This is a genomic window from Streptomyces sp. NBC_00457 (assembly GCF_036014015.1).
Classification (GTDB): Bacteria; Actinomycetota; Actinomycetes; order Streptomycetales; family Streptomycetaceae; genus Streptomyces.
Genome location: NZ_CP107905.1, coordinates 7,525,133 through 7,539,056, shown reverse-complemented (window position 1 = coordinate 7,539,056; position 13,924 = coordinate 7,525,133). Strand labels below are relative to the sequence as shown.

Sequence of the window (13,924 nt, the reverse complement as noted above, 5' to 3'; positions counted from 1 at the left end):
TCCGGGGCGCTGTCCTGCAATCCGGTATCACGACCCGGTCAGGAGTAGCCATCCCTAAAGACTGAGCGGAAACGCGTCCTGCGACCAGGACGTGTGCTCAGCCGCGTACCCCGGGCGGTGCTGGGCACGCTGGTCACCCGCTTTCGCTCCGCATCCGGGCGGCACGGATCGTGTCCGTGGTCCGGGTATACGGGGGCGGGGTTCCTCGCGCCGCCGTGTTTCCGGTCCGGCCTGGGCGGTCCGATGCCCGTAACGATCGCTCTGGTCGTTACGGGGCGGTGCCGCCCGTCGCCGGATCGAATACCCGAGGGCACGCCGACCGATCGCCACGGCTGCCGCGTCGTGGCGAGTGGTCTTGCGGTTCTTGCTGGTCAGGGGCCGCTGCCAGTGCTGGGCGCCCCACCGCGAGGTATATGCCGGGTCCACGGCGACGATCGCGATGTCCTGCTCGGCAGCCATCGACACCAGACGGGCTTTGAGCTTGGCAGTCGGGAAGCGGGAGACCAGACGGCGGAACCGTTTGTTCCGTCCATGCCGTTCACGGCTCGCGCTGTCGGTGAAATCCAGATCTTCCACCGCGATCGCAGCAGCCCCACAACGGCGGGTGTAGTGCAGCAGCCTGGTCAGTGCATGCCGGATCTGGGCATCCCTGTGCTGCGCACTGCCCGACAGGTCGTAGAGGAAGCGGCGGGGCTCGTGGACCGGGTTGCCGTGCGCGTCCAAACGCCAGGCTGCGAGGTGGTCATCGTTCATGTCCACCGCGACCACACCGCGAGCCAGAGCCGCGTCGAGCGGCAGCACCGGGACGGGCGTGGGCTTCCAGGAAGCCGTCACGTACCAGCGGCCGCGCACGACGTCGTGGTGGATGCGGTAGGCCACCGCACGGGCCGCAGCAATCCGGTCCCGCCATTCCCCGGCCCGGTAGGTGAACGCCACGGTCGCGTCCAGCATGTACCGGCCGTGTGGAGCGTTCGCCAGGTGGGCCAGGGCAGCCGGGAGTCTGATCGAAAGCTGTCCGGTGTCGGTGACACGGATGGTTTCGTTGCCATAGCGCTTCCCGGCCTCCCCGTCCGCGGCAAGAAACAATCGGGCAGCCTGCCACCGCTCCCGCCACTCCGACTGGCTCAGCCCTACGTCGTCCAGATGCTGGCGCATGCGCACCAGCTTCTTGCCGCCACGCACCACACGCACCCGGCCCGCCGCCCAGTCCGCCTCAAGCGCAGCGAGCCGGTCGTGGAGCGCGCTACAGCGGCGAGACCTGGCATGCCATTCCGACCGGGTCGCGTAGCCCCGCACCAATCCGGCCCTCTTGTCGGCCTTGGCACCCAGCGGCCGGGCCAGCCGGGCCTCGATGCGCGTGATCTGGCCTTTCAGCCACGCCATTTCGGCGGCTTGACCACGCCTCGCCAGCGCCCACTGGTCGTCCGTCGCCTTGGTGACACTCCCCGCCCATCGCGCCGAGGAGGAACGGGTCAGCTCCCGCTTCCGGGCGGCCCAAGTCGCACTGTCGCGTGACACCCCCTGCCGGGACCGCGCGGCGAGATCTCCCACGGCCAACGAGCCCATGAACATCCCCACCTCGGTCAACACTGCTGCATCTGTCGACGACACATGCAGGCGCGCCCGGATGGCCACCCCCGTAGGGCCGGGCACGACAAATGGCGCCGCCAACTCCCGCAGCGCTCCCACCCGTCACCACCTACCAGCACCGAAGATCCTTTCATCGCATCCAACGACCGCGATCCGAAAAGGTCACTCATTCGATGCCGGAACTCTTGTCCCCGGATCGCAGCCCTACCGGTGTAGGGGTGATCCGGGGGTTAACCCCAGGGCGGATCCGGGAGTGGCCCGGATCCCCGGGTGGGTGGGCGCTCCGTACGGTCGAAGAGTCGCAGCAGAGTCCTCGTACTCCGACTCAGGGGGAGACCGTCATGGCCCGCACCGTTTCTGTCCGCGCAGCCGCCGTCACCGGCGTCGTGGCGCTGCTCGTCGTAGGGGCCACAGCCTGCGGCTCCTCCGCCGGAGACGACAAGGAGCCCGAGCACCGGTCCTTCGATCTGAAGGGCCGCACCCTCACCGTCGACTCCGACGACTCGGCGCTGGAGATCATCGCCGCGGACGACAACCCTGAGGGCCGGATCGAGGTCACCCGGTGGTTCCAGGGCACCGTCGCCATCGGCAACGACCCCAAGGTGACCTGGTCCATGGAGGACGACCGGCTGAAGCTGCGGCTGAAGTGCTCCGGCATGGTCGCCGACTGTGACGCCAAGCACCGTATCGAGGTACCGCGCGGGATCACCGTCAAGATCGAGGACGGCGACGGCAGCGTACGCGCGCGTGGCTTCGAGGACCCGCTGAGCATCCGTACGGGCGACGGCTCGGTGCGGGTCACCGACAGCAGCGCACCGCTGGACCTGCGGACGGGCGACGGGTCCATACGCGCGGACGTCACCTCGCGGGAGGTGCGCGCCCGGACCGGCGACGGCTCGGTCCACCTCGAACTGGGCGCCGTACCGGACCTGGTGGAGTCCCGTACGGCAGACGGCTCCGTGACGATGGTGCTGCCCCGGGCGACGTACAAGGTGTCGACCAAGACGGGCGACGGCAGCGTGGATGTGTCCGTGCCCCGGGACGAGTCCAGCTCGCACGTGGTGTCCGCGGAGACGGGCGACGGGAAAGTCACGGTCCGGAGCGCGAACTAACCGGCCCGTGTGTTCGTCCTTAACCGGTGGGAGAATGACACCGGGCAGGGCGGACCACGGGCACGGGAGAGGGATGTGACGGCGACACCATCGCAGCGCCGTCCCCGCGCGGGGCGTGCCGGGTTGTTTGGCCGTTGTTCGTCTGTCGCGCCGCCGTGGCTGGTCGCGCCCCGCGGCGGAGCCGCAGATCGACACAGTCCCGCGCCCCTTCGGGGCGCGGCGCCCTCCGCGCCGCGGCCGTCCGCGCTGCGGGACGCGCTCGTCCTCGTGGGTCTGCCGCTCGTCGCGGTGCTGGCGCTGCCCGCCGCGTTCGCGGGTGGCGGGACCCGGCGCTGGTTCGGCGGGCGCTCCGAGAACCAGCGGGCGGAGGCGCAGGCCGCGAAGGACGCCGCGGCCGCCGCGTTCTACGATCTGGACACCGCCCAGCGCGACCTGCGGATCTCGATCGAGACGATCACGGCGGTCGACGACTCCCCCGCCGCCCGGCGCGCGGTGGGCGACTTCGAGGCGCTCGGCCGGCGCATCGACGAGGCCAGCCACCAGTACATCAACGCCGTCGACGCGCATGACCTCGACCGCGACGACCTGGAGGCCTCGGTGGCGGCACGCGCGCGTGCCGAGTTGACCGCCGCCAAGGACGAGTTGGGGCGGGTCAAGCAGGACCTGGACCGGTTCGCGGACGGGCTCGGGCCGCTGCTCGGCAAGGCCGAGACCCAGCTCGCCCGGCTCGCCCCCGCGGTCGAGCGGGCCCGGCAGGGGCTCCTGGCCGCGTCGAACGCGCTGGATGCGGTACGAGAATCAGGGCTGAAGGCGGACGACCTCGCCGCCCGCCTCGCCGCCCTCGGCTCGGACCTCACGAAGCTCAACCAGGGCGCCGGGCAGCATGGCGTCCCGCAGACGCTGGAGCGGGCCGAGCGGGTCGCGCGGGCGGCCGAGACGATCAAGGTGGAGGCCGAGCGGCTCCCGGAGCGGGCGTCCGAGATCGACCACCGGCTGGTGTCGCTGCGGACGCGTGCGCAGGCGCTGACCACCCGTTCCGGCCAGGTCGACCCGGTGCTGAGCGAGCTGCGGCGGCGGTTCGTGGCGGCGTGCTGGCAGGACCTCCAGCATGTGCCGGAGCAGGCCGGGGAGAACGTACGGCAGGCCGAGCAGAAGCTGAAGGAGGCGCAGACCGCGCGGGACGAGCAGCGCTGGCCGGACGCGACCGCGCTGCTGTCGACCGTGCGGGCGCTGCTGAACACCACGGACGAGTCCGTCTCCGCCGCCGGCGACCGGCTGCGGCGGCTGAACGCCGTGCAGAAGGACCCCCAGCAGGAGATCGACCGCACCCGCTTCGCCGTCCGCGACGCCCAGCGGCTCGCCATGGCCGGCCGCAACACCCCCGATCCCCGGCACGCCCGCCCGCTGGACGACTCCGTGGCCCGGCTGGAGCGCGCGATCACCACGCTGGAGGGGCGGCACCCCGACTACTGGCACTTCCTGACGGAGACGGAGGCGGTGCGGCAGACGGTGGCGCGGGTGGTGGCGCAGATCCGGGAGGAGCGGGGGGCTGGGCACTGACGCCCTGGGACTGCCGGTGCCCGCCGGTTAACCTGTGCGTATGCCTCGCTACGAGTACCGCTGCCGCACCTGCGGAGACACCACCTTCGAACTGAGCCGCCCGATGGCCGAGTCCTCCGCCCCCGCCGACTGCCCCTCGGGCCACGACGACACGGTGAAGCTGCTGTCGACGGTGGCGGTGGGGGGAACGGCGGCAGCACCGGCCGCCGCGCCCCGGGCGAGCGGCGGGGGCGGCGGTTGCTGCGGTGGCGGGTGCTGCAGCTAGCTGGACCGGTGCGTTGTCGCCTGCGGGTGTGTGGGGGTTGATCGCGCAGTTCCCCGCGTCCCTTCAGGGCGCTGCAAGCGCCGCGAGCTTTGAAGCCGACGGTCGGACCACCCACCTAGGGGCGCGGGGAACTGCGCGACAAGCCCCCACCGGCCCGCAGGCCCGCCGTCACCTCGGTCCCCGCACCGCCCCCAAGAACTCCCGCAGGATTCGCTCCCCCGCCAGCACGCCTCTTTCCTGCAACGGGGTGATCGCCGGAGCGGTCCAGTCCGCGTCGGCCAGCTCGCCATGTCCCGGTCGCCAGCCCTGGTCGGCCGCGAGGAGGAGGTCGGCGTCGAGGAGGGAGTCGCCGGCGGCGAGGGTCAGATCGGCGCCTGTGCGGCGGGCCAGCTCCCGCATGGCCGCGCTCTTGGTCAGCGGCTTCGGGACGGCGTAGATCTTGCGGCCCTGGAGCGACACCGTCCAGCCGCGGTTCTCCGCCCAGACCGCCAGTTCCTTCACCCAGTCCTCGGGCAGCAGCTCACGCTCCACGACCATGTACGCGAAGAGGTCCTCGGCGACCCGGTGCTTGCGCACCCACAGCGGGTCGGCGGTCTCCATCAGGTGCTCCCGCACCTCCGCGAGCGACGCGCACTCGTCCGCCAGCCGGGCCGTCACCCGCGCATACCAGTCCGGGTCGGAGACCCCGTCGACGAGCAGGTGTCCGCCGTTCGCGCAGATCGCGTATCTCGGCGCCGGGCCGGGCAGGTTGATGCGCTCGTACTGCTTACGGGTGCGGGTCGTGGTCGGTACGAAGACCGCCGCGTCGCCGAGTTCCGTCAGCAGTGCGGCCGCCGTCTCCGTCATGTACGACAGCGGCTTGCTCTCGTGCACCTCGACGCAGAGCAGCCGGGGCGCCCGCGGGTCCGGCATGGTCAGGGCGAGGGCGCCCGCGGAGTAGATGAGCGTGCGGTCGAGGTCGCTCGCGACAAGCACCGGCATCAGACCGACACCGCCCTGCCGTCGGCACCCGTCGCACCGCGCGTGTACTTGGGGTGGATCAACCCCACGCAGGTGTAGGGGAGTTCGGCGACCTCTTCCACCGGGACACCTCTCTGTTCGGCCAGCAGTCGTACGTGGTCCAGATCGGCGCCTGCCCCGGCCCGCGCCAGAATCTTCCACGGCACGCGGCGCAGCAGCACGCGCGTGGTCTCGCCGACGCCCGGCTTGACGAGGTTCACGTCATGGATGCCGTACTCCTCGCTGATCCGCTCGACCGCCGCCCAGCCCTCCCAGGTCGGCGAACGGTCAGCGGACAGCAGCTCCTTGGCGAGCGCGTCCACCGCGTCCGCCACCTCCGGGAAGCGCGCGGCCACCGCGTCGAGGAAGTCCACCGACACATCCGCGCCGGCGAGTTCGCGGTAGAACTTGGCGCCGTGGTAGTCGTTCGGCCCGACCAGGTCGGCGCGCAGCACCGTACGCGAAATCAGGCCCGACACCGTCGAGTTGAGGCAGGCGGAGGGGATGAGGAAGTCCTCCCTGGTGCCGTACGTCCGGACGCACGAGCCCGGGTCGGCCAGCACCGCGATCTCCGGGTCGAAGCCGGACACCCCCTCGGCCTCCTCGAACTCCCGCAGGGCGTCGGCGAGTTCGCGGGTGATGGCGCCCTTGCCGGTCCAGCCGTCGACGAACACGACGTCGGCGGGGTCGTGATGCGCCGCCAGCCAGCGCAGGGCGTTCACGTCGATGCCCCGGCCGCGCACGATCGACACCGCGTAGTGCGGCAGGTCGAGGCCGTGCCGGTACTCGGCCCAGCGGCGCATCAGGACGCCGACGGGCGTGCCGGCGCGGGCGAGGGACACGAGGACCGGGCGGGGTGACCGCTCGGCGAGCACCAGCTCGGTGACCGCGCCCACGGCCCGCGCGATCCGCGCCGCGGACGTGTCCAGCGTCGCGTGGAACAGCTCCTGGTACTGCTCGCTCGGCTGGTACTCCACCGGCAGCGACTCCGCGTAGTGCGCGCCGCCGCTCTGGATGGCCTCCTCGCGCTCCTCGGTCGGCGCCTCCAGCGTCACGTCCGAGAGATCCTGCAGCAGCCAGCCGACCTCCTCGGGTGCGTACGAGGAGAAGGCGGGGCCGCGCAGGGGCTCGGGCAGCATGTCGGGCCTTTCGGGGACGAGCGGGGGCTCGGGGACGTACGACGGGACGACCGCGAGCAGGACGTGCGGGGTGTGCGCGGCGAGCCGGGCCAACAGGCCGTCGGGCGCGTGCAGTTCGGGGGTGTCGGCGGTGGAGTCGACGACGGCGATCACGGCGTCGAATCCGGCACCGGCCACGTTGTACGCGTAGCGCTCGCCGGGGCCGTCGGCCGGGTCGTCGTGGGCGGGGAAGACCAGGCGGGTGCGGATCGCGTAGCCCGGGTCGTCGACCGCGAGGACGGGTGAGCGGGTGGTGGTGGAGTAGCGCACCTCCGTGTCCGACGCGATCTGCTCCAGCTCACGGGCGAGCCTGAGCGGGGCGTACATCAGTTCCTCGAAGCCGAGGATGTGCACGCGGCGTGCGTCTTCCGGCAGCGCTTCGGCGAGCCTCGCCGCCATCGTGGGGAGGGCGCGCTCCAGGCGTATTCGGTGCGTGGGGGTGAAGCCGTGGCGACCGCCGTCGGGGAGGCCGGGGGGCCAGTGCAGGTCGACGCGGGTGATGTGGGGGTGGGGTCGGTTGTCGTCCGGGTGCGGGCCGGTGGGGGCTGGTCGCGCAGTTCCCCGCGCCCCTGGGTGGGTGGTCCGCCCGTCGGTCCCAAGGCTCGCGGCGTCGGCATCACCCTCAAGGCTCGCGGTCCCTGCATCGCCCCTAAGGGGCGCGGGGAACTGCGCGACCAGCCCCGACGTACCCGCAGACGACGGACCACCGACCGCGGCACTCTCCGCCTCGTACCGCGCCACCAACGCCTGCCCCTTCTCCAGCACCCCCTCAGGCAGCCGTACGGTCCCCGAAGCGGCCGCCACCAGATCGACCCGCGCGCCTATCTCCCGCGCGAACTCCTCCAGCCGCCCCGCATTCGCCGCCGACCGCATATCCACCAGCGCGACCACGACGTACCGCTGCCTGGGATACCGCTCGTGAAGATCCCGGACGGTGTTCAGCACCGTGTTCCCCGTCGAGAACTCGTCGTCGACCAGCACCAGCGGCCCGTCCCCGGCGAGCAGCGCCGGGTTCTCCGGCAGCAGCACATGCGACGTGGCGTGGGAGTGGGACTCCTCGAAGCCGCCGGCGGGGGCGATGCCGGGGATCGGGCGGCGGGTGGAGTGCAGGTAGGGGGCGAGGGCGAGGCCGTCGGCGACGGAGTGGCCGAGCCCGGTGGCGGTCTCGGCGTATCCGAGGACCACCGCGCGGCCCGCCTCGTCGTCGCCGAGCAGTTCGCGGACGCGGCGGCCGAGTGCGAAGCCGGCGCCGTACACCACGGACGGTGACTGCGGTACGTGCTTGCCGAGCACGTTGGAGACCAGCAGATGCGCCCGCTTGGGGTTGCGGCGCAGCGCGAGCCCCAGCAGACCGGTCAGCTCGTCGTCGCCGACGAGTTCGACGCCGAGCCGCTCGGCGACCCAGCTGCCGGTCCACACCTGGTCCGACGCCCCGTTGTTCACTGCCCTGTTCATGCGTCCCTTGTTGTTCAAGCGGATTCGGCCGGATCCGGCCGGTTCAGCCGGGTATTCCGGCGGCGAGCAGTTCGACGAAGCCGATGTCCTCGTTCGCCACACCGAAGACCTCGGCGCGCAGCATGGTCCTCTCGGCCCATGCGCGATGCGGCTTCACTTCATTCATTTTGTTCGTGTACGCCGACCTGAGCACACCCCCGCCGCCCCGCTCGGGCCGCAGGATGTCCTGGGCGTCACTGAACTCCTCGTGGCTGACCACGGAGAGTGCGTGCACGGGCAGGACGTGCGAGGGGTGGATGCAGGTCTTGCCGAGCAGGCCGTTGGCCTGGTCGAGGGTGATCTCGCGGAGCAGCCCGTCCATGGAGTGCTCGATCAGCGCCTCACGCAGCTCCTCGGCCTGCCCCTCCAGGAAGGGGCTGCGGCGCAGCTGGGGTTTGAACATGCGTTCCTGCACGCGGAAGTACTCCCAGACCGGCCCGGTCACCGTGAATCCGGTGCCGTCGGCGCGTCCCAGCATGTTCACCACGTCGGCGATCACGGAGGCGACGATCTGGACGTCGTACGCCGTCATGTCGGGGGCTCTGCGCAAGCCGTACGAGGAGCAGAAGTCCGTGACGCCGAGGCGCAGCGCCAGCACCCGCACGCGGTACTTGTCGACCGCGCGGAAGATGCCTTCCAGGACCTCCACCCGGGACTCGCGGTAGAGCAGCTCCGGCGATTCGAGTACCGGCATGGCGAACAGTCGCCGGCCGCTCGCGCTCTCGGCGCTCTCCAGGGCCTCCAGGAAGGGCATGCCGCGTTCCTCGGTGAACTTCGGCATCACGAATCCGGACAGCAGCCGGGCGGCGGGGCCGAGGCGTCGTACCAGGTCGGGGATCTGCTCGGGGGTGCGGACCCGGATGAAGAGAAGCGGCAGGTCGGCGTCTTCCTGCCCGGCCAGGTCCGTGAACTGCCGTACGAGGTTCTCCTCGGCGTCCGGAACCTCCGAGTCTTCGATCGAGTCCTCCAGGCACAGCACCATGGAGACGACGCCGCGGCCGGCCTGCTTGAGGATGTCGTCGGCGAGCCGGGGCCGGGTGGCCGGACTGTAGAGCGTGGCGCCCAGGGCCGCGGAGAGCAGCCGCGGTGAGGAGTCGGCGGTGAAGTCGCACGGCTCCTGGTGGAAGAGGCGCTGCCGCACCTCAGGGGCGATGTGCCCGAAATGACGCATATGGACTCCCCCGTGACGGCTGGGCAACCTGTGGCGTGTGAAAGGTGGCCGGTAATAGTACGTAGAGGCCTATGTCTGGGGTTCCCGCAGGGCATGAATTTCAGGTAACGCGGGTCGGCACAGCCCGTATGGGATAAGCACCCCCGCGTTGTCGTGACCAGGACTGAGAGGGCAGGATGACCGCATGACGCACGCCATGCTGAAGGGGTCGAACGTCCCACTCAATGCCACCACGGTACGTGCCGTGGTGCGCTGGACGCCCGGGCAGGGGGTCCCGGATGTCGATGCCTCCGCGCTCCTCCTCGGCCCCGACGGACGTGTGCGTTCCGACGAGGATTTTGTCTTCTACAACCAGCCCCGGCACCCCTCCGGGACGGTCTGGCGGCTCGGCAAGAAGCGGGTCGCCGAGGGCCCGACCGACACGATTCAGACAGATCTCAGCGGTGTCGAGGCCGACGTCAGCCAGATTCTGCTGGTCGCATCGGCCGATGGGGTCACCTTCGACCGGGTACGAGGGCTGCGGATCGCGCTGTACGACGCCGCCGTCGCCGACGGGGAGCCGCTGGCCTATTTCGACATCAAGCCCGAGACCGGCCGGGAGACCGCGCTGATCTGCGGTGAGCTGTACCGGCGTGGGGAGGGGTGGAAGTTCCGGGCGCTGGGCGAGGGCTACGTGGAGGGGCTGCAGCGGCTGGCGTCCGACTTCGGGATCTTTGTGGACGAGGCGGAGGCGGCGGCGGAGGAAGCGGCGGCCGCAGCGGCAGCCGCGGCGACCGTTCAGGCGGCGCCCCCGACGACCGCTCCGGCTCAGCCGTTGCCGCCGGAGCAGTCGGCCGGGGTGCCCGCGCAGCCCGCGTACGGGTATCCCCATCCGACCAGCCAGCCTGCGTACGGCTACCCGCAGCCGGTGACTGCCGCCGCACCGGACAGCGACTTCCGACTGCCGCCGCAGGGGCCGCAGTTCATCGGCCGCTAGTTGTCGTGCGGGCAGGGGTAGGTCGCGCAGCCCGGCGCTGACGGCGTGCCGCCTGCGCCCACCCTCCCCCATCGCCCCAGGCGGCACGACTGCCCGCAGCTTGGCGCCCCGTAGGGGCGCGGGGAACTGCGCGACCAGCCACCACGGACCCGCGGCCGCCGAAACCGCAAGGCGCCCCGAGCCAGTAGGCGAACCGGCCAAGACTCAGCGTCAGCGTTCCGCCTTTGTCTTGTAGCCCCTGCCCCACTGCAACCCCCACCCGTACAACCGGTCCAGCTCCGCCTGGAAGCCGTACACGAACTTCACCTCGCGGCGGACGATCATTTCGCCCTTGATGTTCTCGATCATGACGACGGCGCAGGAACGGGCCTGGGGGTGGCGTTCGTCGAGGCCGATCTCGATGCGCGGGCCGTTGCTGGGGTAGAGGGTGACGATGGCGTGGGTACGGTCGAACGCCGGCGTCTGGTCGTAGATGTAGACGAAGACCAGGATGCGTTTGATGGCCTCGCGATGGTCGAGGTTGACGTAGATCGTCTCGCCGGACGCCGACCCGAACCGGTCGTCGCCGCTGAGCTTGACGTACGGCGCGGCGTTCACGTCGCCGAAGAACCCACCGAGCGGCTGCACGACCCCCTTCGTGCCGTCCATCAGCTCATACAGGCAGCCGAGGTCCAGGTCGACGTTGACCATGCTCTGGCTGTGCCCGAGCACCTCCGGCGGCTTGAGCGCCTTGAAGGGGTGCCGCAGCAGACTCTCCCGCTGGGAGCCGCCGATGTCGGAGGTCCGCATCCGCCAGGCCAGATTGATGCGCAGATGCCCGGTGGCCGCGTCCTGCTTGGTCAGTGAGACCTGACTGTGCCGCTTCGTCAGCTCGATCGCATTGCTCGCGGCGCTGCCCGAGTCGAACCCGGCCTCTCGCCGACCGCGCCAGAGCAGTCCGTCCAGCAAGCCCATTTTCCCGCCCCCACGTCCGCATGAAGTCCGGCGGGGCGGCCACGAGGACTCGCCTCGAAGCCGCCCCGCACAGAGCGTTCCTCACCTACAGCGGTGTCACACCCCGGACGAGACCTCAGTCTTCTCGTCCGAGCCGGCTTTTCCCTCGGCCGCCGCGATGGCGCGGTTGCGGCGGACGGAGGACCAGAAGGACCAGCCGATCAGGACGACCCCGATGAGGCCGGTGATGATCTCGCTGATCTGGTACTGGATGGTGATCAGGAGAATCGCGGCGAGGGCACCGATCGCGTAGTGCGCGCCGTGCTCCAGGTAGACGTAGTCGTCGAGGGTGCCCTGGCGGACCAGGTAGACCGTGAGCGACCGGACGTACATCGCGCCGATGCCGAGACCCAGGGCCATCAGGACGATGTCGTTGGTGATGGCGAAGGCGCCGATGACGCCGTCGAAGGAGAACGACGCGTCCAGGACCTCGAGGTAGAGGAACATGAAGAACGCGGCCTTGCCGGCCAGGACGACAGCCGAGCGTGGCTTGCCCTCGCGTTCCGCCGCTTCCTCCGCCTCGTGCTCCCGCTCCTCCTCTTCCTCGAGCTTGTCCTCGAAGTAGCCGGAGAGACCGCCGACGATCATGTACGTGATGAGACCGGCGACACCGGAGAGCAGAACTGTCTCTGCCTTGTCCGCGCTGCCGGCGTGCAGATGGGCGTGGGTCGCGAAGGTCATGGAGGTGGCCAGCAGCACGATCAGCGCGATGCAGACCGACAGCATGTCGACCTTGCCGAGCTTGGCCAGCGGCCGCTCGATCCAGCCGAGCCACTTGATGTCGCGGTCCTCGAAGATGAAGTCGAGGAAGATCATCAGCAGGAACATACCGCCGAAGGCCGCGATCGACGGGTGAGCGTCGGTGACGAGCTGCTCGTAGCGGTCCTTGTCGGTCAGCGCGAGGTCGACGGCCTCGATCGGACCCATCGAGGCGCTGACGGCGACGATGACGACAGGGAAGACCAGCCGCATACCGAAGACGGCGATCAGAATGCCGATCGTGAGGAAGATCTTCTGCCAGAAGGCACTCATCTTCTTCAAAATGCCGGCGTTGACGACTGCGTTGTCGAAGGACAGCGAGATCTCAAGGATGGAGAGGATCGCCACGATACCGAAGGCGGTCCACCCCCCGATGAGGACCGCCGCGACGAGGCCGAGCGCGGTGACCGCGAACGACCAGCCGAAGGTTTTCAGAACCACTGGCTACCCAATCCCTTGTGTACGGGGTGTACGGGTCTCCCCCGCGCCGCACCCGGCTTTACGAAACGTTGACTCCAAAGTCTAGAGCGATGCCCCGCAGCCCCGACGCGTACCCCTGTCCGACTGCTCGGAACTTCCATTCGCCCTGGTAGCGGTAGACCTCGCCGAAGATCATGGCGGTCTCCGTGGAGGCATCCTCACTGAGGTCGTAGCGGGCGAGTTCCTGGCCGTCGGCCTGATTGACCACGCGGATGAAGGCGTTGCTGACCTGGCCGAAGGTCTGGCCACGCTCGTCGGCCATATGGATCGAGACCGGGAAGACGATCTTCTCGCACTGGGCCGGCACCTTGGAGAGGTCGATCAGGATCGACTCGTCGTCGCCCTCGCCCTCACCGGTGAGGTTGTCACCGGTGTGCTCCACCGAGCCGTCCGGGCTCTTGAGCTGGTTGTAGAAGATGAACCACTCGTCACCCATGACCCGTCCGCCGCTGCACATCAGCGCACTGGCGTCGAGGTCGAACGGGGCTCCGGTGGTGGAGCGAGCGTCCCAGCCGAGACCGATCAACACCTGAGTGAGGTTCGGTGCGGCCTTGGACAGGGAGACATTTCCTCCCTTGGCGAGCGTGACGCCCATGATGCTGGTCCCTCCCCGAGTGGAGCCTGTGCGGTTGTACGGAGTCCTGTGCGCCCGGCGCCGTACTCAAACGGTGCGGCGCCGGGCGGGTGAGGCAGTCGGACCGGCTCAGACGTTCACACCGAAGTCCTGCGCGATGCCGCGCAGGCCCGAGGCGTAGCCCTGGCCGATGGCGCGGAACTTCCACTCCGCGCCGTGCCGGTAGAGCTCACCGAAGACCATCGCGGTCTCCGTCGACGCGTCCTCGGAGAGGTCGTACCGGGCGATCTCCGCCTCGCCGGCCTGGTTCACGACGCGGATGAACGCGTTGCGGACCTGGCCGAACGACTGCTGGCGGTTCTCGGCGTCGTAGATCGAGACCGGGAACACGATCTTCTCGACGTCGGCCGGGACCGCGGCGAGGTTCACCTTGATCTGCTCGTCGTCGCCCTCTCCCTCACCGGTGATGTTGTCACCGGTGTGCTCGACCGAGCCGTCCTGGCTCTTCAGGTTGTTGAAGAACACGAAGTTGGCGTCACTGCTGACCTTGCCCTCCGCGTTCGTGAGGATGGCGCTGGCGTCGAGGTCGAAGTCGGTGCCGGTGGTGGTGCGAACGTCCCACCCCAGACCGACGATGACCGCGGTGAGACCAGGTGCCTCCTTGCTCAGCGATACGTTGCCGCCCTTGCTGAGGCTGACTCCCACGAGTCCTCCCAATGGTGTCCAGGGGCGGTCAGCCCCGTTTGTGCGTTGCTATCGGATCAACGTCTCGA

12 protein-coding genes are annotated in these 13,924 nt (G+C 69.9%); 4 read left to right on the top strand and 8 right to left on the bottom strand.

Translation table 11 applies throughout. The features are described from left to right. Window positions 1-54: 54 nt before the first annotated feature. Entirely contained in the window at window positions 55-1,572 is a 1,518-nt protein-coding gene (locus tag OG828_RS34355; RefSeq protein WP_443062523.1) for an IS200/IS605 family accessory protein TnpB-related protein, read from the bottom strand. A 359-nt stretch (window positions 1,573-1,931) separates the two neighbouring features. On the opposite strand from OG828_RS34355, the gene OG828_RS34350 reads away from it, so the two are divergent. From OG828_RS34350 to OG828_RS34340, 3 genes are all read left to right on the top strand, one after another. Beyond that, the gene (locus tag OG828_RS34350) at window positions 1,932-2,702 is read left to right on the top strand and encodes a DUF4097 family beta strand repeat-containing protein (RefSeq protein WP_328503350.1); all 771 of its coding nucleotides are present in this window, start codon (window positions 1,932-1,934) and stop codon (window positions 2,700-2,702) included. 246 nt (window positions 2,703-2,948) lie between these two features. Continuing rightward, window positions 2,949-4,262, top strand: coding sequence for a hypothetical protein (locus tag OG828_RS34345; RefSeq protein WP_328504988.1), 1,314 nt, complete (start codon window positions 2,949-2,951; stop codon window positions 4,260-4,262). Between the two features lie 40 nt (window positions 4,263-4,302). Next, the gene (locus OG828_RS34340) at window positions 4,303-4,527 is read left to right on the top strand and encodes an FmdB family zinc ribbon protein (protein WP_328503349.1); all 225 of its coding nucleotides are present in this window, start codon (window positions 4,303-4,305) and stop codon (window positions 4,525-4,527) included. A 168-nt stretch (window positions 4,528-4,695) separates the two neighbouring features. On the opposite strand, the gene OG828_RS34335 is transcribed toward OG828_RS34340, so the two are convergent. The 3 genes from OG828_RS34335 to OG828_RS34325 are packed head-to-tail and all read right to left on the bottom strand — an operon-like array spanning window position 4,696 to window position 9,369. After that, entirely contained in the window at window positions 4,696-5,508 is an 813-nt protein-coding gene (locus OG828_RS34335) for an HAD family hydrolase (RefSeq protein WP_328365404.1), read from the bottom strand. Then, a complete protein-coding gene (locus tag OG828_RS34330) occupies window positions 5,508-8,159 on the bottom strand; it encodes a phosphoribosyltransferase (protein ID WP_328503348.1) in 2,652 nt (883 codons plus the stop codon). Before OG828_RS34330 ends, OG828_RS34335 begins: the two co-directional genes overlap by 1 nt. A gap of 43 nt (window positions 8,160-8,202) precedes the next feature. Further along, window positions 8,203-9,369, bottom strand: coding sequence for an HpcH/HpaI aldolase/citrate lyase family protein (locus OG828_RS34325; RefSeq protein ID WP_328503347.1), 1,167 nt, complete (start codon window positions 9,367-9,369; stop codon window positions 8,203-8,205). A 184-nt stretch (window positions 9,370-9,553) separates the two neighbouring features. Between OG828_RS34325 and OG828_RS34320 the strand changes: the two genes are divergently transcribed. Beyond that, on the top strand, window positions 9,554-10,345 hold the full coding sequence (locus tag OG828_RS34320) for a TerD family protein (protein ID WP_328503346.1): 792 nt from the start codon (window positions 9,554-9,556) through the stop codon (window positions 10,343-10,345). Between the two features lie 210 nt (window positions 10,346-10,555). Here OG828_RS34320 and OG828_RS34315 read toward each other — a convergent pair whose 3' ends face one another. The 4 genes from OG828_RS34315 to OG828_RS34300 form a co-directional block, all read right to left on the bottom strand. Next, window positions 10,556-11,299, bottom strand: coding sequence for a TerD family protein (locus tag OG828_RS34315; protein ID WP_328365392.1), 744 nt, complete (start codon window positions 11,297-11,299; stop codon window positions 10,556-10,558). Window positions 11,300-11,395: 96 nt separating this feature from the next. Beyond that, entirely contained in the window at window positions 11,396-12,538 is a 1,143-nt protein-coding gene (locus OG828_RS34310; RefSeq protein WP_328365389.1) for a DUF475 domain-containing protein, read from the bottom strand. Window positions 12,539-12,596: 58 nt separating this feature from the next. Continuing rightward, on the bottom strand, window positions 12,597-13,172 hold the full coding sequence (locus tag OG828_RS34305; RefSeq protein ID WP_328365386.1) for a TerD family protein: 576 nt from the start codon (window positions 13,170-13,172) through the stop codon (window positions 12,597-12,599). A gap of 108 nt (window positions 13,173-13,280) precedes the next feature. After that, on the bottom strand, window positions 13,281-13,856 hold the full coding sequence (locus OG828_RS34300; protein WP_210573912.1) for a TerD family protein: 576 nt from the start codon (window positions 13,854-13,856) through the stop codon (window positions 13,281-13,283). Window positions 13,857-13,924: the final 68 nt, after the last annotated feature.